We start from the raw sequence: 22044 nt of genomic DNA on the forward strand, positions 1-22044 counted from the left end.
TGTGGGCGGGCAGGCGCGCAGGACGCGCCGACTGCGGTGGCGTCACGCTGTCGGCGGGCGGAGCGGCCTGGTGGGTGGCATCACGCTGTCGGCGAGCGGAGCGGCCTGGTCGGTGGCATCACGCTGTCGGCGAGCGGAGCGGCCTGGTCGGTGGCATCACGCTGTCGGCGAGCGGAGCGGCCTGGTGCGGTCAGGCGGCGAGTTCGCCGGCCTGGAGTTGCCAGAGGGATGCGTAGAGTCCGTGCCGGGCGATGAGTTCGTCGTGGGTGCCCTGTTCGGCCACGACGCCGCCCTTGTCCATGACGTAGATCCGGTCCGCGTGGCGGACGGTGGAGAGCCGGTGAGCGATCACGACCATCGTGCGGTCGGCCGCGAAGACCCGGAGCGTGCGCTGGATGGCGGCCTCGGTCTCGTTGTCGACGGCCGAGGTGGCCTCGTCGAGGACGACGACCGGCGCGTCCTTGAGGATCGCCCGGGCCAGGGCGATCCGCTGCCGCTGGCCGCCCGAGAGGGCGGCGCCGCGTTCGCCGATCACCGTGTCGTAGCCGTCCGGCAGCGTCGCGATGAAGGTGTGGGCCTCGGCCATCGTGGCCGCCTCCACCAGGGCCTCGTCCGAGGCGCCGAAACTGCCGTAGCGGATGTTGTCGGCGATGGTGCCGTCGAAGAGGAAGGCGTCCTGGGCGACGAACCCGATCGCGTGGCGCAGGTCGCGCCGGCGCAGGTCGCGCACGTCCCGACCGTCGAGCAGCACGCTGCCGGACTCCGCGTCCTGGAACCGCATCAGCAGCTTGGCGACGGTCGTCTTGCCGGAGCCGGTCGCGCCGACGAGGGCGGTGACCCGCCCGGCGGGGATGGTCAGCGAGAGGTCCTCCAGGACCGGCGGCCGTCCGGGGTAGGCGAAGGTCACGCCGTCGAGGACGATCTCGCCCTTCACCGTCGCGACGTCGAGCGCTTCCCCGGTGCCCTCGGTCTCGGCGGGCAGGGCCTCCAGCCGGTGGACCCGGTCGTAGGCGGCGAGCGTGCGCTGGTACTGGTCGACGATGCCGCCGAGCCGGTTCATCCGCAGCATCACCATCTGCGGCAGCCCGATCAGCGGGCTGAACACCTCGAACCGCAGGGTGCCGTCGAGCACCGAGCGGCCGCCGAGCAGCAGGGTGCCGGCCATCGAACTCGTCGTGCAGACCCGGACGACCTCGGCGTGCCGGATCGTGCCCCGGTCGGTCTGCCGGTTGCTCTCCTGGGCTTCCCCGCTGAGCCGGTCGATGCGCTCGGCCTCGTAGTCCTCGGTGCAGAAGCTCTTGACGGTGGCGCCGGCCTCCAGGGTGTTCACCAGCTGGCTGTGCAGCCTGGCCCGGCGCTCGCCGGAGACGGCGTAGTCGGTCGCGGCCCTGTCCTGGTAGCGGAGCGACAGCCAGGCGATGACCGGGATCGGCAGGAACGCGATCCAGGCGATTTGCGGGGCCAGCAGCAGGAACGCCGGCACCAACAGGGCCAGGCTGGTGCCCAGTTGCAGCACGTCGTTGGCCGAGGTGGCGAAGAAGCTGCCCAGCTGCCGGACGTCGTCGGTGAGCACGCCGGCGATCCGGCTGGTCCGCTCGCCTTCCAGCTGCCCCAGTTCGAGGTGCTGCACATGGGCGTAGGTGCGGCTCCGCCAGTCGTGCTCGATGTCCTGGCCGAGCCCGCGCCACTGGAGGTTCGAGGCGTACGAGAGGCCTGCCACGGCGGCGCAGGCGACGGTCACCAGCCCTGCCAGGCCCCAGAGTTGGGAGGTGGCGGTGGTCAGCCCGAAGCGGACCAGCGGCGCGGCCTCGCCCTTGATGAGGACTAGGGCGGTCCAGCCGAGGAAGGTGCCGAGCGCCATCTCCGAGACCTGGCAGGCGACCGAGAGCGCGGAGGCCCGGTAGAGGCGCCGGCGGTGCGGCCCGACGACCTCCCGCAGCGGGTGCCGGCCGCTGCCGGACCCGGACAGCTCCCTGGTCCGCTCGACCGCTCGACGCCATGCCGTCCGGACGACGGCGACCGTCGCGACGGCGACCCCGCCGAGTGCCACCAGCTGCCTGCTCAGCGCCGACCCGCGGATCAGCGCGAGGCCGGCCGCCGCCCCGCCGCCCACGGCGAGGACGGGGCGCAGGACGGGAGCGCGGTCCGGCCGCGTCCCCGGTCCGACGGCGGGCCGGGCCGCCGCCGGCGGGGCGGTCCTGACCGGACCCTCCGCGACCCGGGCGACCACCCGGCGCAGGATCCGGCCGACATCCGCGGCAGGCAGCAGCGGTTCGTGCCGGACGAGAACACCACCGGTGATCGGGTTCGCCTGCGCCTCGGTGATCCCGGGGACGCGACGCAGCGCCGCCGCGAGGACTTCGGCCGTCCTCGGCCGTCCGAGGACCAGCTTGACGTCCCAGCGCTGGCGGCCCGGAATGACCGAGCGCGGGCTCACGTCCGGATCCACGGAGCGGAATCCGGCCGCGGCACCCAGCAGAGATGGCATGTGTACGATCACCTGTTTGCAGAGGTCGCGAACGATCCGCCATCGGGCATGACGGAACACTGCGACGGAGCGGAATTCTGAACGGGCGGCCGATGCGGCCGGAAGGCCCTCGGCCGACCGCCGCGTGGACACGGCGCGCGAGTTCGGTCGCGGTGTGCGTCCAGGCGGCGGGTCAGGATATGACGGTGCGTCAGTGTGCCTTTCCGGCACCGGCGTTCGCGCGAATCTTCGGCGCCCTCGCCTCGGCGTCGCCCGGGGCGGTCGCCCCGGCCTTCTCTTCGAACGGGGCAGTGGCCTCCGCGGCGCGGTGGCCCTCACCGGAGGCGACCTGGGCCGCCACCACGTCGGCGGCCACCTCGGCCGCGAGGTCGTGGATGTTCTCGCCGGCCTCGTGGGCGGCCTTCTTCACCTCCATGACGATGCCGACGGACGTCTTGACGACACCGCGCACCAGTGGCTTGAGGAGGCGCTTGGCCAGCGGCGCGACGACGAGACCGATCAGGAACGGCGGAACTACGGGCGGCATGGTGTTCCCATCTCTCTACGCAGACGGATGACAGGGGATCCGGGCGCTTCGGACTCCGGAGCGCACACAGCAGAACGGACGGACGTACCCGCCTCGCGGGATGACCGGTTCCCCTCGCGGATTTCCCGCGGAACCGAAACTCCTCGCCGATGGGGTCCACCGCCCGATCCTCCGTCACCGTAGTCGAGTCGAGCTCACCAAAACCAAATGCTCCCAAGGGGATTCACTCGTGCGAGTGCAATCTGAACATAACCCAGAACGATCGCTTGTATGTACGCCAAGCAATTTGTCAGATAGTAATATTTATTGATCGGCTACGACCTTCAGCTCCCGCGCCACCCTCCGGCGCAGGGCGGCGAACGGCAGCGCGCCACCTCCCAGCACCGCCTCGTGGAAGGCCCGCACGTCGAACCCGGCACCCCGGCCGGCCTCCGCCTCCGCCCGCAGCCGGACGAACTCCAGGTAGCCCGCGCGGTAGGAGAGCGCCTGCCCCGGCAGGTCCGTCGAGTACCGCAACAGGTCCGAGGCGATCTGGCCGTCCTCCTCCGTGGAGTTGGCGCGCATGAAGTCCCGCGCCCCCGCCAGGTCCATCGTCCCGAGGTTGAGCCCGGTGTCGACGACCAGCCGCTGCGCGGTGAACCGCTCCTGCGCGAGACGCCCGTACGCGTCCCACGGGTCCTCGTAGAGGCCCATCTCCCAGCCGAGCCCCGCCGCGTACTCGGCCCAGCCCTCGTTGAACGCGCCGAACTCCGCCGCCTCGCGGCGCAGTCGCGGCAGCGCGGCGTCCTCCGCCTGCCGGGCGAGGTGGAAGTGGTGCCCGGGCGCCAGCTCGTGGTAGATCAGGGAGGCCGAGCCGATCAGGGACCGCCGGTCCAGGTCCGAGCCGTTGTAGCGGTAGCGCCCGACCGCACTGGCCGCGGTCGGGGCCTCGTAGTACCCGAAGGTCATCCCCGGCTCCAGCGCCGGATCCAACCGGGCCAGCCCGTACGGGGCGGCGGGCAGGACGGCGAACCACTGCGGCAGCCGTGGCTCCAGCCGGTCGAGGTGGCCGCGGAACCGGGCCTCGACCTCCTCGGGCGTCCGGGCGTACAAGCGGGACTCGGTCCGCAGCCGCTCGTGGAACCCGGCCTCGGTGCCGTGGAAGCCGAGGGCTTCGCGCACCTCCCGCATCCGCTCGGCCAGTTCGCGGCACTGGTCGCGGCCGAGCTCGTGCAGCCGCTCGGGCCCGGTGTCGCTCCCGGTGTGGGTCCGGACGAAGTCCCGGTAGGCCTCCTCGCCGCCCTCGTAGTGCGCCCACCCGACGTCCCGCGGCGCCCCTCCCGGGTACGCCGGGTCGTCGACGCACCCGAGCAGCCGGTCGAAGGCCGGCGCCAACTCCGCCTCCACCAGCCGCCGGACACCGTCCCGGAGGCGTCCGCGCCCGGCCGGCCCGAGCCCACCGAGCCGGTCGTCCGCCACCGTGACCCGGCGCCCGGCGGAGGACCGCAGGCCCTCGACCGTGGCCCGCACCCCGGCCAGGGCCGGCGCCGGCACCCGGAAGCCGCGCGCGGCCTGGCCGACCACCTTGTCCCCGATCGAGCCGACCACGCGTACCAGGTCGCGCACCAGCGCCACGTACCGGTCGCCGTCGGCTGGTTCGGCGAAGCGGAAGGCGCCCAGGACGGCATCGACGTACAGCGACAGCGGGAAGAGCCGGTACGGCGTGGCGGCGGGCGTCAGCCAGTACCACCGGTGGGCGCGCACCTCCTGTTCCGCCAGCGCCACGAGGACGGCCGCGGTGTCGGCATCGGCGCCGGACAGCTCCGCGCCGTCGAGCGGCCGCATCCGCTCCAGCACGCCGGCCGCGAACCGCTCCCGCTCCTCGGACTCGGCGAGCGACGCCCCCGGCAGCGAGTCGACCGGGAGCCCCTGACGGACCCGCAGCAACGGCTCCCGCTCCAGCAGGAACTCCCAGTAGCGGTCCGCCAGATGGCCCACCTCACGGCCCGGCTCGTTCGTCGTCATGTCGACACAGTGTGGCGACGACGGACCGCCAGGTCACCCGGCCGACGGCGGACAGGCCCCGACACCCCTCGAAGGAGTGAATCGGAATCACCCCCCGCCGACATCCCGCGCCCGGCGTACGCACGGCTCCCGACAAGGTGGGAGAGGCGAACCCATTCAATCGAACACGCCGTTCCCCCACGTGAGTTGACTCGCCATCGCCAAGGCCCGGTGGCACCATGACGCCATGCTCCGTCGCCCCCCGCCGGCCGCCCTCGCGGCCGCCCTGACCGCTGCGGCCCTCACCCTCAGCGGCTGCGGCAGCACTGCCACGTCCTCGACGAGCACACCCCTGGTGGACCGCGGGACCGTCCGGATCGCGGCGGCCGGCGAGACCCCGAGCTTCGACCCGTACTCCACCTTCGGCGCCTCCCAGGCCCGCTACGCCTACGACTCCCTGGTGAACGTCGCCCCCGACGGCACCCTGGTCACCGGCCTGGCCACATCCTGGCAGGCCACCGCCACCACCGCCGACTTCACCCTCCGCCCGGGCGTCACCTGCTCCGACGGCACACCCCTCACCGCCTCCGCCGTCGCCCGGTCCCTCAGCTACGCGGGCGACCCGGCCAACCAGCTCGCCGGCGCCCAGACCGTCCTGCCGAACGTGCCGTTCACCGCCACCGCCGACGACGCGACCGGCACGGTGTCGGCGACCACCACCGCCCCCTTCCCGTTCCTCACCCGCAGCATCGGCCTGCTGCCGATCGTCTGCCCGGCCGGCCTCGACCACCCCCGGTCGCTGGACCGCACCACCCAGGGCACCGGCCCCTACGTGCTCACCCGCTACACCCCCGGCGGCCCGTACGAGTTCACCGTCCGCGACGGCTACACCTGGGGGCCCGCCGGGGCGACCACCGCGGCGCCCGGCCTCCCCGCGCGCATCGTCATCTCCGTCGTCCCCCAGGCCTCCACCGCGGCGAACCTGCTGCTCACCGGCGGCGTCGACATCGCGAACGTGAACGGTCCCGACCGCGCCCGGCTCACCGGCCACGGCCTGGCCGTCACCGACGTGGCCACCGTGGTCGGGCTGACCTTCTTCAACCAGCGCCCCGGCCGGGCCCTCGCCGACCCGGCGCTGCGCCGCGCCCTGGTCTCCGCCCTCGACCGCCAGGGGCTCGCCAACGTCGCGGTCGGCGGCACCGGCCGCCCCGCCGGCGACTTCGGCGCCGAGGGCGCCCTCTGCCACGCCGACCTCGCCGACGCCAACCTGCCCGCCCAGGCCGGCGCCGAGGCCCTGCGCGCGGCCGGCTGGACCCGCTCCCCCGGCGGCCCGCTGACCAAGGACGGCCGGGCGCTGCGGCTCCGCCTGATCACCAGCCCCGACCTCGGCCCGACCCTCTCCTCCGTCGCCGAGCTGATGGCCCGGCAGTGGACGGCGCTCGGCGCGCGGGTCGACCTGGTCACCGAGAGCCTGCCCGCCCTCGTCAACGCCATGTACCAGAGCGCCGACTTCGACGTGGTGGTCGGCACCTCGCCGGGCTTCGCCCTGCCGGTCGGCTTCATCCCCTTCTTCTCCGGCCCCACCCCCGCCCAGGGCCTCAACTTCGCGGGCGTGCGCGACCCCGAGTACGACGCCCTGGTCGCCCAGGCCCTCCGGGAGACCGACACCACGGGCTGCGGCACCTGGAACCGGGCCGCCGCCGCGCTCTTCCGCGCGGCCGACGCCCTGCCGATCGCCGACGGCCGGAGCGGCGTGTACGGCCACCGCACCACCTTCACCACCACCTTCGGCGGCCAGCTCGTCCCCACCAGCATCCGCCTCCACCAGTGACCGGGGCCACCATGTCCGTACCCCGCCTGCTGCGGCACCCCTGGACCGTGTTCCTCGGCCGCCGCACCGTCCGGCTGCTCCTCTCCCTCGCGGTCGTCCTCACCGCCTCGTTCGCGATGATCCGCCTCGTCCCCGGCGACCCGGTCCGCGCCGCGCTCGGCGTCGACGCCGCCCCCGCCCTGGTCGCCGCCCGCAGACACAGCCTCGGGCTCGACGCGCCGTTCCTGTCCCAGTACCGGCACTACCTCGGCGGCCTCCTGCACGGCGACCTCGGCACCTCGCTGACCACCGGGACACCGGTCGCGGAGCTGGTCCGCACCCGGCTGCCGGCCACCCTGGAGATCGCCGGGCTGGCCTTCCTGGCCACCCTCGCCGTCGCCCTGCCCGGCGGCCTGCTCGCCGCCGTCCGCACCCGCGACGGCCGCCGCCCGCGCACCGAGCTGGCGTTCACCGCCGTCACCGCCGGCCTGACCGGGGTGCCGGACTTCGTCCTGGCCGCCGGACTCACCGCGCTGCTGGCCGTCGGCCTCCAACTCCTCCCGGTGGCTGGCGCGGCGGGCGTCGAGTCCTTCGTCCTGCCCGTCCTCGCCCTCTCCCTCGCGCCCACCGCCGTCCTGCTGCGCATCGTCCGGGTGGAGGCGCTGAAGGTGCTGGACGAGGACTACCTGCGCACCGCCCGGAGCAAACGGCTGTCCCCCGCGCGGTACTACCTGCGGCACGCGGCACCGAACACGGCCACCGCCGCGCTCACCGTCGCCGGGAGCCTGCTGCCCGGCCTGATCGCCGGCACCGTGCTGGTCGAGAAGGTCTTCGCCTGGCCCGGCATCGGCTCCGCCCTGGCGCAGTCCGTGGTCGCCCAGGACTACCCGGTGGTCCAGGCGATGGTGCTGGTGCTGGGCACCACCGTGCTGCTCGCCGGCCTCCTGGTCGACGTGCTGCTCGCCGTGCTCGACCCCCGCTCGGCGATCAGGGAGATGTGACCATGAGCCTTCCGTCCGGCCTCCGGCGCTCGCCCATGGCCTGGGTCACCGCCGTCATGCTGGCCTCGCTCGTCCTGCTCGCGCTGGTCGGACCGCTGGTCTGGGGCGCGGCGACCGACCGCCCGGACCCCTCGGCGGTGCTCCAGGGGCCCTCCGCCGGGCACCCGTTCGGCACCGACAACCTCGGCCGGGACCTGCTCGCCCGGGTCCTGGCGGCCACCCGGCCCTCCCTGCTGCTCGCGCTGGCGGCCGTCCTGCTCGGCGCGAGCGCGGGGGTCCTGCTCGGGGCCGCCACCGCCGTGCTCGGCCGGCGCGCCCGCCGGCTGACCGCCGGACTGGTCAACCTCCTGCTCGCCTTCCCGGCGCTCCTGGTCGCGATGTTCCTCGCGGTCGTGTTCGGCGCGGGCGCCGCCGGGGCGATGCTGGCCCTCGCGGCCGCGGGCGTCCCCGGCTTCGCCCGGCTCGCCCAGACCCTCGCCGCCGGGGTGGCGGGCACCGACCACCTGGCCGCGGCCCGGGTCCTCGGCCTGCGCCGCCTGCGGCTGCTCTGGCGGCACGTCCTGCCCAACATCGCCGAGCCGCTGCTCCTGGCCACCACCACGGCGGCGGGGACCTCCCTGGTCGCCCTCTCCGGGCTGAGCTTCCTCGGCCTGGGCGTCCAACCGCCCGGCTACGACTGGGGGCAGCTGCTCAACCAGGGGCTCGACCGCGTCTACGCCGAGCCGCTGCCCGCCCTCGCACCCGGTCTGGCCATCCTCTACGCGGCCCTGACCTTCCAACTGCTCGGCGAGGTCCTGGCCGGGAGCGTCGCCCGGCGCGGCCCGGCGCCGCGCACGCCCGTACCGACGCCCGCCGCGAGCGGCCCCGCCGAGGACGGCCTGGTGCTCCAGGTCGAGGACCTCCACGTCGAACTCCCCACCCCTGACGGCGTGATCCGGCCGGTGCGCGGCGTCAGCCTCGCCCTGCGGCCGGGCGAGACCGTCGGGCTCGTCGGCGAGTCGGGGTCGGGCAAGTCGCTCACCGCGCTCGCCATCGCCGACCTGCTGCCGTACGGCGCCCGGGCGCCCCGGCGCACCCTGCGGCTGCTCGGGGCCGACCTCGCCGCCCTGCCCCCGAAGGAACGGGACCGGCACCTCGCGACGGGCCTCGCGGTGATCTTCCAGAACCCGGCCTCGGCGCTCAACCCGTCCCTGCGGATCGCCACCCAGCTCACCGAGACCGTCCGGGCCCACCGGGGCGCGAGCCGTGCCCGGGCCGCCGCGGAGGCCGCCGACGCGCTGCGCCGGGTCGCCCTCCCCCCGGCGCTGCTGCGCTCCCGCCCCCACCAGCTCTCCGGCGGCCAGCGCCAGCGCGTGATGATCGCCTCCGGGCTGATGGTGCGTCCGGGCCTGATCATCGCCGACGAGCCGACCACCGCGCTCGACGTCACCGTGCAGCGGCAGATCACCGGACTGCTGTCCGAGATCCGGCGGGACACCGGCGCCGCGATCCTGTTCATCAGCCACGACGTCGCGCTCGTCGGGGAGTTCTGCGAACGCGTCCTGGTGATGTACGCGGGCACCATCGTCGAGGCCCTGCCCGCCGACCGCCTCGCCGACGGCGCCCGGCACCCCTACACCCGGGCCCTGGTCGCCTCGGTCCCGGAGCTCACCGCCGACCGCGACCGGCCGCTGCGGACCGTCGACGGCGCACCGCCCGACCCGCTGCTGCCCGCCCCGGGGTGCGCGTTCGAGCCCCGCTGCCCGCGCCGCCGGGACCACTGCGCCGAGCAGGCCCCGCCGCTGGAGCACCTCGACGCCGGCCACCGGGTCGCGTGCTGGTCCCCGGTACCGGTGGCGGCGGACCCGGAGGCGGTGACCGCGTCATGACCGAACTCCAGGTGACCGGCCTCACCGTCCGCCACCCCGGCCCGCGCGGCCCGGTCACCGCCGTGGACGGCGTCTCGCTGGAGGTCCCGTCCGGCACGACGCTCGGGCTTGTGGGCGAGTCCGGCTCCGGCAAGTCGAGCCTGGCCCGCGCGATCGTCGGCCTCACCCCCGTGCACGCCGGCCGGGTCCTGCTCGACGGCCGGGAGGCCAGCACCCGCACCGTCCGCGACCGCCGCCGGCTCGGCCGCCTGGTCCAGGTCGTCCTCCAGGACCCGGACACCGCGCTCGACCCGCGGATGACGGTCCGCCAGACGCTCGTCGAAGCGGCCACCGTCTTCCGCCGGCTCGACCGGCCCGCACGCGCCGAACGCGTCACCGAACTGCTCGGCCTCGTCGGCCTGGACCCGCGGCTCGCCGACCGGCTGCCGCGCCGGCTCTCCGGCGGGCAGCGCCAACGGGTCGCCATCGCCCGCGCCCTGGCCGTCGAACCCGGCCTGCTGATCGCCGACGAGATCACCTCGTCGCTCGACGTCTCGGTGCAGGCCTCCGTGCTCAACACGATCCGGGAACTCCAGCAACGCCTCGGCCTGTCCATGCTGTTCATCGGCCACAACCTGCCGGCGGTCTGCCACGTCTCCGACGCGGTCGCGGTCATGCGGCACGGCCGGATCGTCGAGACCGCCCCCACCGCAACCCTCCTGCGCGCCCCGCGGCACCCGTACACTCGGACGCTACTCGCCGCCGTGCCGAGCCTGCGCACGCCGCCGCCCGGGGAGGGGCCGCCATGACCGACGTTCGACCGGACGCCGTGGTCGTCGGAGCCGGAGTGATCGGCGCCGCCGTCGCCCTCGAACTCGCGCGCGCCGGGCGGCAGGTGGTCGTCGTGGACAAGGCGGGCGCCGTCGGCCACGGGTCCACCAGCGCCTCCAGCGCGATCATCCGCTTCAACTACTCCACCTTCGCGAGCGTCGCCACCGCCTGGGAGGCGCAGCACCTCTGGACGTCCTGGCCCGACCACCTGCGGCTCACCGGCCCCCGCCCGCTCGCCGCCTTCCACCGCACCGGTGCCGTGCTGCTCGACTCCCCCGAGGTCGAACCCTCCGAGACCGCCGCCCTGTTCGAGCGCGCCGGCGTCCCGTACGAGCGGTGGGACGCCCCGACGCTGCGCGAGCGCCTTCCCGGGATCGACCCCGGACGGTACTGGCCGCCGAAGCCGGTGGACGACGACGCCTTCTTCGCCGACCCGTCCGGCGAACTCGGCGCCCTGTTCACCCCGGACGCCGGGTACGTCGACGACCCCCGGCTCGCCGCCCTGAACCTCGCCGACGCCGCGGTCGCACTGGGCGCCCGACTCCTCCTCCACCACACCGTGGTGGCCGTCGACCGGCACGCGGACCGGGTCACGGGCGTCCGCCTGGCCGACGGCTCGCGGATCGCCGCACCGGTCGTGGTCAACGCCGCCGGCCCGTGGTCGGGCGGCCTCAACCGGCTGGCGGGCGTCGGCGCCGACTTCACGATCGGTGTGCGTCCGCTGCGCGAGGAGGTCCACCAGGTCCCCGCACCGGACGTCCGGACCGCCGACCCCTTCCCCCTGGTCGCCGACCTCGACGTCGGCACCTACGTCCGCACGGCCCCCGGCGGGCAGCTCCTGGTCGGCGGAACCGAGCCGGACTGCGACCCGCACGAGTGGATCGACGACCCGGACGAGGCCGATCCCCGCCCCACCGCCCGGCGCTTCCGCACCCAGGTGACCCGGGCGGCACGCCGGTTCCCCGCGCTCCGGGTCCCCAACCGGCCCCTCGGCGCGGCGGGCGTGTACGACGTCGCCGACGACTGGACCCCGATCTACGACCGCACCGCCCTCGACGGCTACTACGTGGCGATGGGCACCAGCGGCAACCAGTTCAAGAACGCCCCGCTGGTGGGCCGCTACCTCGCCACCCTGATCGACCGGGTCGAGGCCGGGCACGACCACGACGGCGACCCGGTGCACTTCCGCTGCGACCACACCAGCACCGTGGTCGACCTGGGCGCCTTCTCCCGCCGCCGCCCGGTCCGGACGGACTCCGCGCGGACGGTCATGGGCTGATCGCGGGCAGCTCGCGCACCAGGTCCCCGACCACGCCGACCACGAACTCGGGCGCCTCGTGCGGGAAGTCGTGACCCGTCCCCGCCGGTGTGTACACCAGCCTCGACGCCGTCGACGCCGCCAGGTAGCGGACCCTGCTGCGGAGGTAGAAGCGGCTGATCCGCTCGGCCTCGACGGCGTCCCGGGCACCGGCCAGCACCGCCTCGCCGCCGATCAGGTCCCGCGGTACCACCAGCACCAGCGGCAGGTCCCCGAGGTCCCCGTCGTACACCACGGTGTCCCAGCCCACCTGTGCCAGCCCGGACGGCGACAGCTCGGCGAAGATCGACGCGGCGGCGCAGCACGGCCCGGTCCGGCCGCCGGGGCCCCGGTGCGCGCCGAACAGTTGCCGCACCGCCATCAGCAGGACGCCCCGGCGCAGCGCCGCGAGCTGCCCGTTGGGCGGCGCGAAGGCGATGACCTCCAGGGGCGTCGGGTCCAGCAGGACGAGCCCCGCCACCAGGTCCGGCCGGCGCCTGGCCACGTTCGCGACCAGTAGCCCGCCGAAGGAGTGGCCGACGAACACGAAGGGTGCCCGCTCCCCCGCCGCCTCCAGCGCCGCCGGCAGCTCCGCCGCCTCGGCGGCCGTCGTCCGGGGGAAGGGCCCGACGTCGCTCCAGCCCGTCCCCGGGCGGTCGACCAGTACCGACCGGGCCTGGGCCGACAGCATCGTGTGCAGTTCCCGGAGGTCCTCGCCGGGGGCGTGCCCGCCGGGCATCCAGACCACCGTCGGCCCCGCCCCGGCCCGCCCCTCGGCGAGGACGTGCATCCGGTGACCGCCCACGTCCACCAACCGCCCCGGCGGCGGATGCGCCCGCGCCTCCCGGGCCACCAGCACCAGGTGCCGAACGGCCCCGGCCGCCAGCAGCACCCCGACAGCCAGCGCCAGGCCAGCGAGCACCACCGACCAGGCCGCCCCCACCGCGAGGAGGCCACCGCCCGCCGCCGCCACCGCCAGCGCGACCGGCGCCCCGATCCAGTCCCGGCTCACCACCGCGAGCAGGGAGTTCGCCATTCGTCCGTCCCGTCGCATCGGCCCTCCGCGACAGCAGCGCGTCCGACAACTGCCCCCTGGCCTTCTCTTTCCCGCCCGCTCATGCCCTCACCCCCACAGTCCGGCATTCCGGGTACCCGGACGCACCCGGGGCCGGGCCGGTCGGCTGCCGGCCGGGCACCACCGGACCGACCCGATCCGTCCGGCCCCCTGGTCCCGGCTCCGTGACCGGTCGAAGATGGCGGCATGGGTGTCGACGAAGCGGGTGCCGGGCTGCTGGTGACGAACGTGCGCGTCTTCGACGGGACCGGAGCCGAGGCGGCGCCGGGGTACGTCCGGGTGGAGCGGGACAGGATCGCGGAGGTGGTGCTGGGCCGCCCCTTCCCGTCCGGTCCCGCGGGTGGGGCGACGGTGCTCGACGGTGGAGGCCGCACCCTCATCCCCGGGCTCACCGACGCCCACGTCCACCTGTTCGCGGCCGGCGGCACCATGGCGGAGCTCCAGCTCGCCCCGACCGGCACCGTCTACTACCAGGCCCTGGCCGCGGCCCGCTCCATGCTGATGCGCGGCTTCACCACGGTGCGGGACATGGCCGGCGACACCGAGCCGCTGCGGCGAGTGCTGGACCGCGGGCTGTTCCCCGGCCCGCGGATCTACCCGAGCCAGGCGGCCGTCTCCCAGACCTCCGGCCACGGGGACTTCGGGACGGTCCACGACGCCCCCACCGCCCTGGGCGGGCCGCCGGCCAGGAGCGAGCAGCTCGGGTTCACCCGGGTGGCCGACGGACCGGAACGGGTGCTCGCCGCGGTCCGCGAACAGCTCAGGAAGGGCGCCACCCAGATCAAGCTGATGGCCGGCGGCGGCGTCAGCTCGGAGTTCGACCCGCTGGACGTCCTGCAGTTCACCCCGGCCGAGCTGGAGGCCGCCGTCGCCGCGGCCTCCGACTGGGGCACCTACGTGACCGTGCACGTCTACACCTCCGAAGGCGTCCGCCGCGCGGTACGGGCCGGGGTGCGCTGCGTCGAGCACGGGCACCTCCTCGACGAGGACACCGTCCGCCACCTCGCGGAGCAGGGCGTCTGGCTCAGCACCCAGCCGTTCGAGGTCGACGACCACCACTACGCCTCCCCGGACAGCGCCCGCAAGAACCGCGAGGTCTGCGAAGGCGTCGCCCGCACCATCGGCTGGGCGGTGCGGCACGGCGTGCGGCTGGCCTTCGGCACCGACCTGGTCTTCGACCCCGGGAAGGCCCACCGGCAGAACGAGATGCTCGTCCGGCTCGGCGGCCACCTCGGCCCGGTCGAGGCCCTGCGGACGGCCACCTCCGGCAACGCCGAGCTGTTCCGCCTGTCCGGCCGCCGGGACCCCTACCGTGCCGCACCGCTCGGCGTCATCGCGCCGGGCGCCTGGGCCGACCTCCTGGTCGTCGACGGCGACCCGACCACCGACCTGTCCGTCCTCGCCGACCCCGAACGGAACCTGCGACTGATCGTCAAGGACGGCGTCGTCCACAGGAACGAACTCGGCTGACCCCCTGGCCGGCCGGTCAGACGTGTCGGCTGGTCAGGCGTGCCGGAGGCAGAGGGTTCCCCACTGGAATCCCGCACCGATCCCCGACAGCACATAGGTGTCCCCCGGGAGCAGGGCGCCTTCGGCCACGGTGGCGTGGAGCGCGGTGAACAGGCCGGCCGACCCGGTGTTGCCCAGCCGCTCGACCGTGACGGGGACGCGCTCGCGGGGAACGCCCAGGGCGGTCATGGTCTCGGTGAGGATGTTCAGGTTGGCCTGGTGCAGGAAGAAGTGCCGGATCCGGTCGACCGGCACACCGGCCCGGTGCGCGGCGCTCGCGATGCTCTCGGGCAGGCGGGTGGTGGCGGTGTTCCAGACGGCGCGGCCGTCCATCCGCAGATAGTGCTCCCCGGCGGCGACGGTGGCCGCCGTAGTGGGCAGCCGGGAGCCCCCGGCGGGGATCTGGACGCCGTAGGAGAGCTGGGAGCCCAGGTCGTAGGAGAGCAGGCCCGCTCCGGCCTCGTCGGTGCGGGTGAGCACCACGGCCGCCGCGGCGTCTCCGAAGAACACCCCGGCGGTGCGGTCGGTCGGATCGGTGACCCGGGAGGCGCAGTCGGCCGCGAGCAGCAGAACGGTGCTGATGGAGGGGTTCTGCAGGAGGTGGGCGGCGATCAGCACGGCCTGGACGCCGGAGGCACAGGCCGCCTGGGTGACGTCCAGGGACAGGGCGCGGTGGGCTCCGAGGGCGTCCTTGACGATCAACGCGGTCGACAGGAGCGGCTGGTCCCCGGTGTAGGAGGCGACGATGACCGCGTCCAGCTGGGCAGGCCCGACCCCGGCGGCCTCCAGGGCCGGGTGGGCCGCGGCGACGCACATGTCGGAGGTCGCCAGGTCCGGGGCCAGCCGCCGGCGCTCACGGATCCCGGTGCGGCTGGTGATCCACTCGTCACTGGTGTCCAGGGTGCGGGTGAGCTGCTCGTTGGTCACGACGGTCGGCGGAAGGTGCACCCCCGTCCCGGCGACGGCGAACGGCACGGGCAGGCCGGCGCCGGTCTGGTGGTGCAGCGTCTGCTCCACGGTGACGGTCACAGCAGGGTGCTCCGCCCGGATTCGATCGGTCCGCCGCGAGAGGCTCCCATGGTTCTTTTCCTTCCCCTGCCGGTCCGTCATTTTTCAGTACCGTCGCATCGTTCCATGAAACATCGGGGCCAGATGTCTCGTGGTAATCCGTAAGCGTGACGAAGCCGCCGACGAATTGACATCCAGCCGCCGTGATGTGCTATCGACCGGATTCCTGAAATGGATCCGCGCAGGAAAGATGAATACGCCGCTCTCGCAATTGACCGTCCACTCCGAAAAGTCGTACGAAAAGAGCGCGGATGACCGATCCAACGGCGTATCGGGGGTCGCCGATGGCGAAGACGTCGAATTGCGGGGCTCGACAGCGGCCCGGACATCATCGCCGCCGGTGGCTGCGGCGAGTCGCGAATCTCGATGGCGTTGCGGCGCTGGTGCTGCCAGGGTGTCCCCGTGCTGAAGAAGTTACTCTTCATGACTCTAGCCGGACATGGACACATCAATCCAATGGTGCCGTTGGTCGAGGAACTCGTACGGCGCGGGCACCAGGTGGACTACGCCACCGGAGCAGGCCACGCCGCCGCGGTCACCAGTGCCGGCGCACGCTGGTTGGAACTGCCGCCGCTGGAGCCGTTCACACCACCATCGAAGATCGGCCCAGAGGCCGTGGCCGGCTGGTTACGCCACTACTTCGCGGCGATGCGCGCGACCTACCCGGTGTTGCAGAAGTACTGTGCCTCGGAGCCGGTGGACGCAATCTGTTACGACACGACGAACTGGCCTGCCCGGACCATCGCCAGGAGGCTGGGGATCCCCGCCGTGCAGTGCTTCCCTCACCTCGCCTCGAACGAGGCGTACTCACTGGACCGGCAGTTGACCGCAGGGCTCGACACCGGCGATCCGGCGATGGCCTTGCTCGCCGCTGACTGTGAGGCCTTCTCCACCGAGTACGGCGTCCCGCTCGGTGTCGCCGACACCATGACGATGGCGGACGGGCTCAACCTCGTGTTCGTCCCGCGAGAGTTCCAGCCGGCCGCTGACAGCTTCGACGAACGTTTTCACTTCGTCGGCCCCTCGATGGGCAGTCGCGAGCAGACCGAGCACTGGTCGCCGCCCGACCCCGACGCGCCACTGCTGTATGTCTCACTGGGCACCGTCTTCAACGGTCGCCCGGAGTTCTACCGCGCCTGCATCGACGCCATCGCCGACGGGCCCTGGCAGCTGGCGATGACCGTGGGCGATACGGATGCCGCCGTACTCGGCGCCATCCCGAGCCGGGTGGACGTCCGGTCGCGGTTCCCGCAACTGGCGGTACTCCGCCATGCCACCGCCTTCGTATCGCACGCCGGGATTAACTCCGTTATGGAGGCGCTGCATTACGAGGTCGGCCTCGTCGCCGTCCCGCGGACACCCGAGCAGGCTGCCAACGCCGGGCGCCTGGGGGAACTCGGGCTCGGCGAATGCCTGGACGCCGACATGGTGAGCGCCGAAGCACTGCGGGCGGCGATCGACAGGGTCGCCTCAGACCCGGCAGTACGCGTCAGCCTTGCGGGAATGCGCCAAGCCATCCTGCGAAGCGGTGGAGTCACACGCGGCGCCGACGTGATCGAGCAGTACCTCCGTCAGCACTCCGTGTGACTCTGCGCTCCTGCGTCGCCCTCACCGGAAGCGGGTGCGGCCACCGCGTGATCGTCAAGAGCTGTGTGGACCGGTCGTCGCCGTCTCCGTCGACGGCGACCGCCTGGACTCCGGGACACCGGCGTTCACGAGGACGGCTGTCCCGGAGCATCGGTGGCGGCCGGTCCGGCACCAGGCCGGTCCGTCACCAGGTGGCGGGCAGGTGCAGGGGGCTGCGGGTGGAGGTGCCGAGCCGCCATTCGATCCCGGTGGTCGGCAGGGTGAGGCGCAGGCCGGGCAGGCGGGCGGCGAGACGGTGGAGGGCGATCCGCATCTGGAGGCGGGCCAGCCACGCGCCGGGGCAGAAGTGGGGACCGGCGCCGAAGGCCAGGGTGCCGGCTTCCAGCGGGTCGAACAGCCGGCTGAGGGAATCGGGTGGGAAAACGCCGGGGTCCCGGCCGGCGGTGGTGCGGTCGGCCGCGACGATGTCGCCGGCGCCGATGGTCACGCCGCCCAGCTCGACCTCCCCGGCGGTACGAAGGAGGCTTCCGGGGCGTTCCCTGTTGGCCCCCAGGGGGATGGTGTGCAGCAGCCGCTCCGCCGCCAGGGCGGCCGCCGCCTCGTCCGAGCCGATGCGGCTCCAGGCGTCGGGGCGTTCGGCGAGCAGGTAGAGCACCGCGTTGGCCAGCGTGGTCATGCTGGTCTCGTGTCCGGCCACCATCAACCCGCACACGAGGTTGACCAGTTGGCGCTCGGACACCTCACCCTCGCGGTCCGCGGCCCGGACGATGGCGCTGACCAGGTCGTCGCCGGGTGCGCGTCGGCGGCCGGCGAGCAGCCCGGCCACGTACGCGGTGAACTCCCGCATCGCGCGGCTGACTTCGACGGGGTCGCGGTCGGCAGTGGCGAAGGCGAGTTCGGTCCAGTCCCGGACGCGTTCGAGGTCCTCGCCGGGGAGGTCCATCATCCTGGCGATCACCGCGCTCGGCAGCGGCCTGGTGTACCCGGTGACCAGATCGGCCGGGGCGCCGAGCCGCACGAGGTCGTCCAGCAGCCGGTCGACCACGGAGGTCACCCACGGACGCGACCGCTCGATCGCGCCGGGGGTGAACGCCCGTTGGAAGACGCGGCGCATCCGGTGGTGCTCGATCCCGTCCTTGTGGAACATCGAGTCCCGGTCGCTGCCCAGGTTGGGCGTGTCACTCAGCCGCGGCGCGTCCGGGGCGAACAGCAGCGACCGCTTGAACCGGGCGTCCACGAGGGCCCGGCGGACGTCGTCGTAGCGCGTGACCAGCCAGATCGGAGTGCCGTTCGGCAACTGCTCACGGCGCGGCGGCCCCACGGGCGGCAGCTCCATGCGGTGCATCGGGACCAGCCGCATTCCGGGGGCAGTGGTTGTGAGGTTCTCGGTCTGGGGCAACGGTTCCCCCTGGGATCGTCGGATGGCTGCGGTGCGGTCGGCAGGCACCGGCGGCTCTCGGGCGGGTCACCGCCCGCCGTCGGCGTCGGACGGACGGGAACGGTGGTTCGCGGACGTCATGGTGGCGAAGCGGCAGCCGGGGCGCCATCCGGCCCGCGCAGGGTTCACCCGTCCGGCGGCAGGCGGGACGGACGTCCCGCCCCCGGTCCGACGGTTCCCCTACCCCTGTCCGCCTACCGCCGGCCGCTCGCCGCGAGCGGGCGGGAGCGCAGCAGGGCGCGGGTCGGCAGGGCCGTCGCGGCGAGGCAGAGGGCCACGGCCGCGGCGGCCAGCGGCAGGGCGGTGCCGGGCGGGACGTACGGCGGGGCGTCGGCGAGGCCCCGGGCGATCGGGACCAGGGTGATCCAGGCGATGAGGCCGCCGAGCAGCAGCCCGGTCGCGGCCACCAGCAGGGCCTCCCAGCGCATCATGCCGCGTATCTGGCGGCGGGTGGCGCCGGTGAGGCGGAGCAGGGCCACCTCGCGGCCGCGGTCCAGGACGGTCATCACCAGGGTGTTGGCGGCGGTGATCGCGGCGAAGCCGCCGAGGACGGCCGCCATCACGGAGTTCGCCCAGTCGCCGGCCTCGCGCCTGCGGTCGGTCTGCGCGACGTACCCGGCGCGGTCGGCCACCGTGAGCCCGACGACCGTGGCGGTCCCGGTGGTGGGGGCCTCGGCGGGGAGCTTCGCCAGCCGGGCGGCGACGTCCGCGCGGTCGGCGCCGGGTGCGTCCGCGACGAGCACCTGGCTGTCGTAGGCGACGGCGGCGTGTGCGGCGACGGCGGCCCGGGGCAGGATCAACTGCCCGAAGCCGAGGCCGCGTTCGTAGGTGGCGACGACCGTCAGCTGCGCCTGGGTGCCGTCTCCGAGCCAGAAGGAGGCGCGGTCGCCGACGCTGTGGCCGAGCCTGTCGGCGAGGGCCGCGTCGAGGGCGACGGTGTCCGTGCCCCGGGCGAGGTCGGCGAGCGAGCCGCTGCGCACGCCCAGGTCGAGGACCCGGGGCAGCCTCGTCGGATCGCCGGACACGCCGAGGGCGTTGGCGGAACGGAGCTTCCCGTCGGAGCGGTAGACGGCTCCGGTGCGCAGCACGCCCACGGCGGCTTCGACGCCGGGCACCTCGGCGGCCCGTTCGGCGGTGGCGGCGGGCAGGCCGAGACCGGTGGAGCCGAGCACGTGGTCGGCGACGACCCCGGCACGCAGCTGTTCGCCGGTGGCGTGCCCGACGCTGCTCTGGATGAACAGCATGGTGCCGCAGAAGGCGCTGACCATCACGATGGGTGTGATCGCGGAGGTCAGCCGGCGGGCGTCGGCCCGGGCGTTGTCGGCGGCCAGCGATCCGGCGGTGCCGCCCGCGCCCGCCCGCAGCGGCAGGCCGAGCACTCCGGCGGCGACCCGGGCCACCCAGGGGCCGAGCAGGGCGGTGGCCACCAGGAAGCACATGACCACGCCGAGCGCGGTGTTGGCGGCGTTCTCACCGCTCAGGCCGGCGGCGACGGCGGCCAGCACGACGCCGCCCACGACGGCCGCCAGACCGAGGAGGGCCCGCACCACGCCCGCCCGTCCGGCCGGCACCGAGGCCTCTCCGAGTGCCTGGCCGGGGCGCAGGCGGGAGGGACGGTGCGCGGCGAGGTAGCCGGCGGCCAGCGCGGCCAGCGAGCAGGTGGCGACGGCGACGAGCGCGGGGACCGCTCCGACGTCCAGTTCGACGCCCTCGGGGACGGCGCCGCGCGAGACCAGTCCGTCGAACCACCAGCGGGCCAGCGCCACGCCCGGGACGAGGCCGAGCAGGCCGGCGAGGGGTGCCACCAGCATCGCCTCGGTGGCGACCGTACGGCGGATCTGGCGGGGGGTCGCGCCGACGGCGCGCAGCAGGGCGAACTCGCGGGCCCGCTGACCGACGGCCAGGGCGACGGTGGACACCACCACGAAGACGGCCGTCATGGTGGCGGTGCCGCCGAAGGATCCGCCGATCGCGATCAGCAGCGTCCGGCTCTGCCCGAGCCCAGGCTGCTCGACGGAGCCGCGGTCCTCGCCGGTGACCACCCTGATCCCGGTGGGCGACGCCCCGGAGGCCCGCGGGCCGGCGGTGTCGCGCAGGGCCTCGCGGAGCCTGCGGGCGAGGTCCTTGGCGCCGACGCCCTCGCTCGGCTGGACGGCGATGGCGTCCACCCGACCGGGGTGACCGGAGAGTTGCCCGGCCACCGCGTCGGCGAACCAGGCCGTCGGGCCGGCGTTCTGCGGCGCGGCCAGGCCGGAGATCCAGTAGGTGCCGCTGCCGCCGGGCGCGACCAGGGTGAGGCTCGCGCCGGGTGCCAGCCGGGCGTCCCGTGCGGTGGCGGCGTCCAGGACCACCTCGTCCGGGCCGGGGGCGCGGCCCTCGACCAGGGTGTCCGCGCCGCCGGCGATGCCGAGCGCCGCGTACCCGCGCCCGGTCAGGCCGGGTGTGGCCGGACCCGGCTGGATCGGGAAGGCGGTGTCGGGACGGGCCGCCGCGACACCGGGCAGGGCGGCGATGCGCTGGGCCAGGGCCGCGTCCACCCGGGGCCGGTCGGGCACCGGCCGGTCGACGGCCTTCTCCTTCTTGTTGACCTTGCGGACGATCCCGATGTCCGGACCGGCCGCGACGACGACCGGCGCCTGCGCGTAGCGCACCGGGGGCACGCTCGCGGTGATGCCGGTCTGCAACAGGGTGCCGCAACCCATGATGACCGCGGCGCCGAACAGCAGGGCGACGAAGGTCCCCGCGAAGGAAGGCGGCCGGAAGCGCACCGAGGCGCGCGCGAGTCCGTTGCTCATGCCGCCGCCCCCGACGGGGCGGTGGAGCTGCCGCGGCCCGGCGCGAGGTCGACCCCGCGCACCGCGTGCACCGTCTCGCCGCCGCGCCGCACCGCGCGCGGTCCGATCGCGGGGCGGGCGGGGGCGTGAGGCTCGGGCGGTTCGTACTCCGGGCGGTGGTGGCGGGCTGCCATGGTGCTGCCATCCCTCGTGGATCGTGTCCGTCAGCGACGGGGTCCAGGCTAGGAACGGCGGGTGGGCACGAACCATGGTGGCGACCGGCGTGCGTGGGGTGGGGATAACCCCACCCCACGCGCGCGGGCCTCGGGCGGGCCGGACCGGCTCCAGCGGGCCTTGCCGCCCGGCCACGGCTCAGCCGCAGTGCTCGAAGCTGTAGCCGGTGTCACCGGTTCCGGAGAACTCGTTGTACTTCAGCCCCCCGATGAAGTCGATGCAGGCCCCCTTGGCGTACGCGTAGACCGGGCCCGCGTACTGGGTGTAGTTGCTGCCGACACCGTCCTTGATCCAGGTGCTGTCGCGGGAGCGCCGTATCTCGACGAAGATCTCGTGCTGGCCGCTGACGACCGCGTCGTTCCCGCGGGCGATCGCGCAGTTGTACCCGTTCCCGCTGTTGTAGTAGATGTCGATGAAGCCGACCACCGCGGCCACATTGTGGATGTCGTTGATCTCCCAGCTCCGCTTGAAGTCGTACGCGCTCCCGCACTTGTTGACCCGGGGGGAGGCGTGGGCCGCGCCGGCGGAGAGGCCGACGAAACCTCCGGCGAGGACGGTGGCCGCGAGGACCGTCGC

General features: G+C 74.3%; 16 protein-coding genes. 7 read left to right on the top strand and 9 right to left on the bottom strand.

Going from position 1 to position 22044, the window contains the following annotated elements:
• Positions 1 to 190: 190 nt before the first annotated feature.
• The 3 genes from ACFRQN_RS12775 to ACFRQN_RS12785 form a co-directional block, all read right to left on the bottom strand.
• Positions 191 to 2488: an ATP-binding cassette domain-containing protein gene (locus ACFRQN_RS12775; protein ID WP_380740187.1), complete on the bottom strand. Its 2298-nt coding sequence runs from the start codon at positions 2486 to 2488 to the stop codon at positions 191 to 193.
• A gap of 190 nt (positions 2489 to 2678) precedes the next feature.
• Positions 2679 to 3014, bottom strand: a complete 336-nt coding sequence (locus ACFRQN_RS12780; protein ID WP_074005859.1) for a DUF5132 domain-containing protein — start codon at positions 3012 to 3014, stop codon at positions 2679 to 2681.
• Positions 3015 to 3317: 303 nt separating this feature from the next.
• The gene (locus tag ACFRQN_RS12785) at positions 3318 to 5018 is read right to left on the bottom strand and encodes a DUF885 domain-containing protein (protein WP_380740189.1); all 1701 of its coding nucleotides are present in this window, start codon (positions 5016 to 5018) and stop codon (positions 3318 to 3320) included.
• Positions 5019 to 5244: 226 nt separating this feature from the next.
• On the opposite strand from ACFRQN_RS12785, the gene ACFRQN_RS12790 reads away from it, so the two are divergent.
• Genes ACFRQN_RS12790 through ACFRQN_RS12810 form a run of 5 tightly spaced genes read left to right on the top strand, consistent with a single transcriptional unit; the run spans position 5245 to position 11765 of the window.
• A complete protein-coding gene (locus ACFRQN_RS12790) occupies positions 5245 to 6828 on the top strand; it encodes an ABC transporter substrate-binding protein (protein ID WP_380740192.1) in 1584 nt (527 codons plus the stop codon).
• An 11-nt stretch (positions 6829 to 6839) separates the two neighbouring features.
• Entirely contained in the window at positions 6840 to 7808 is a 969-nt protein-coding gene (locus ACFRQN_RS12795; RefSeq protein ID WP_380740195.1) for an ABC transporter permease, read from the top strand.
• Positions 7809 to 7810: 2 nt separating this feature from the next.
• Positions 7811 to 9676: a dipeptide/oligopeptide/nickel ABC transporter permease/ATP-binding protein gene (locus tag ACFRQN_RS12800; RefSeq protein ID WP_380740197.1), complete on the top strand. Its 1866-nt coding sequence runs from the start codon at positions 7811 to 7813 to the stop codon at positions 9674 to 9676.
• Positions 9673 to 10464 carry an ABC transporter ATP-binding protein gene (locus tag ACFRQN_RS12805; protein WP_380740199.1) on the top strand — a complete coding sequence of 264 codons (792 nt, stop codon included), beginning with the start codon at positions 9673 to 9675 and terminating at the stop codon, positions 10462 to 10464. The genes ACFRQN_RS12800 and ACFRQN_RS12805 overlap by 4 nt, the downstream gene beginning before the upstream one ends.
• Positions 10461 to 11765: an NAD(P)/FAD-dependent oxidoreductase gene (locus ACFRQN_RS12810; RefSeq protein ID WP_380740201.1), complete on the top strand. Its 1305-nt coding sequence runs from the start codon at positions 10461 to 10463 to the stop codon at positions 11763 to 11765. The genes ACFRQN_RS12805 and ACFRQN_RS12810 overlap by 4 nt, the downstream gene beginning before the upstream one ends.
• Here ACFRQN_RS12810 and ACFRQN_RS12815 read toward each other — a convergent pair.
• A complete protein-coding gene (locus ACFRQN_RS12815; protein ID WP_380740203.1) occupies positions 11755 to 12819 on the bottom strand; it encodes an alpha/beta fold hydrolase in 1065 nt (354 codons plus the stop codon). The two genes, ACFRQN_RS12810 and ACFRQN_RS12815, sit on opposite strands and share 11 nt — an antisense overlap.
• A 225-nt stretch (positions 12820 to 13044) precedes the next feature.
• Between ACFRQN_RS12815 and ACFRQN_RS12820 the strand changes: the two genes are divergently transcribed.
• A complete protein-coding gene (locus ACFRQN_RS12820) occupies positions 13045 to 14328 on the top strand; it encodes an amidohydrolase family protein (protein ID WP_380740205.1) in 1284 nt (427 codons plus the stop codon).
• A gap of 33 nt (positions 14329 to 14361) precedes the next feature.
• On the opposite strand, the gene ACFRQN_RS12825 is transcribed toward ACFRQN_RS12820, so the two are convergent.
• Positions 14362 to 15396: a 3-oxoacyl-ACP synthase III family protein gene (locus tag ACFRQN_RS12825; protein WP_380740207.1), complete on the bottom strand. Its 1035-nt coding sequence runs from the start codon at positions 15394 to 15396 to the stop codon at positions 14362 to 14364.
• Positions 15397 to 15837: 441 nt separating this feature from the next.
• Here ACFRQN_RS12825 and ACFRQN_RS12830 point away from each other — a divergent pair, with 441 nt between their 5' ends.
• A complete protein-coding gene (locus ACFRQN_RS12830) occupies positions 15838 to 17022 on the top strand; it encodes a macrolide family glycosyltransferase (protein ID WP_107418960.1) in 1185 nt (394 codons plus the stop codon).
• Between the two features lie 184 nt (positions 17023 to 17206).
• Here the strand turns inward: ACFRQN_RS12830 and ACFRQN_RS12835 are convergent, their stop codons facing one another.
• The 4 genes from ACFRQN_RS12835 to ACFRQN_RS12850 all read right to left on the bottom strand — a co-directional run.
• Positions 17207 to 18358: a cytochrome P450 gene (locus ACFRQN_RS12835; protein WP_380740209.1), complete on the bottom strand. Its 1152-nt coding sequence runs from the start codon at positions 18356 to 18358 to the stop codon at positions 17207 to 17209.
• 296 nt (positions 18359 to 18654) lie between these two features.
• Complete coding sequence (locus tag ACFRQN_RS12840) at positions 18655 to 21255, bottom strand: ABC transporter permease (RefSeq protein ID WP_380740211.1); 2601 nt, start codon at positions 21253 to 21255, stop codon at positions 18655 to 18657.
• Positions 21252 to 21428 (bottom strand): hypothetical protein, encoded by a 177-nt coding sequence (locus tag ACFRQN_RS12845; RefSeq protein WP_380740213.1) that lies wholly within the window; start codon positions 21426 to 21428, stop codon positions 21252 to 21254. Before ACFRQN_RS12845 ends, ACFRQN_RS12840 begins: the two co-directional genes overlap by 4 nt.
• A 178-nt stretch (positions 21429 to 21606) precedes the next feature.
• The coding region (locus tag ACFRQN_RS12850; protein ID WP_380740215.1) for a hypothetical protein at positions 21607 to 22044 on the bottom strand (438 nt) is incomplete at its 5' end.

The organism is Kitasatospora sp. NPDC056800, from assembly GCF_042789775.1.
Lineage (GTDB): Bacteria > Actinomycetota > Actinomycetes > Streptomycetales > Streptomycetaceae > Kitasatospora.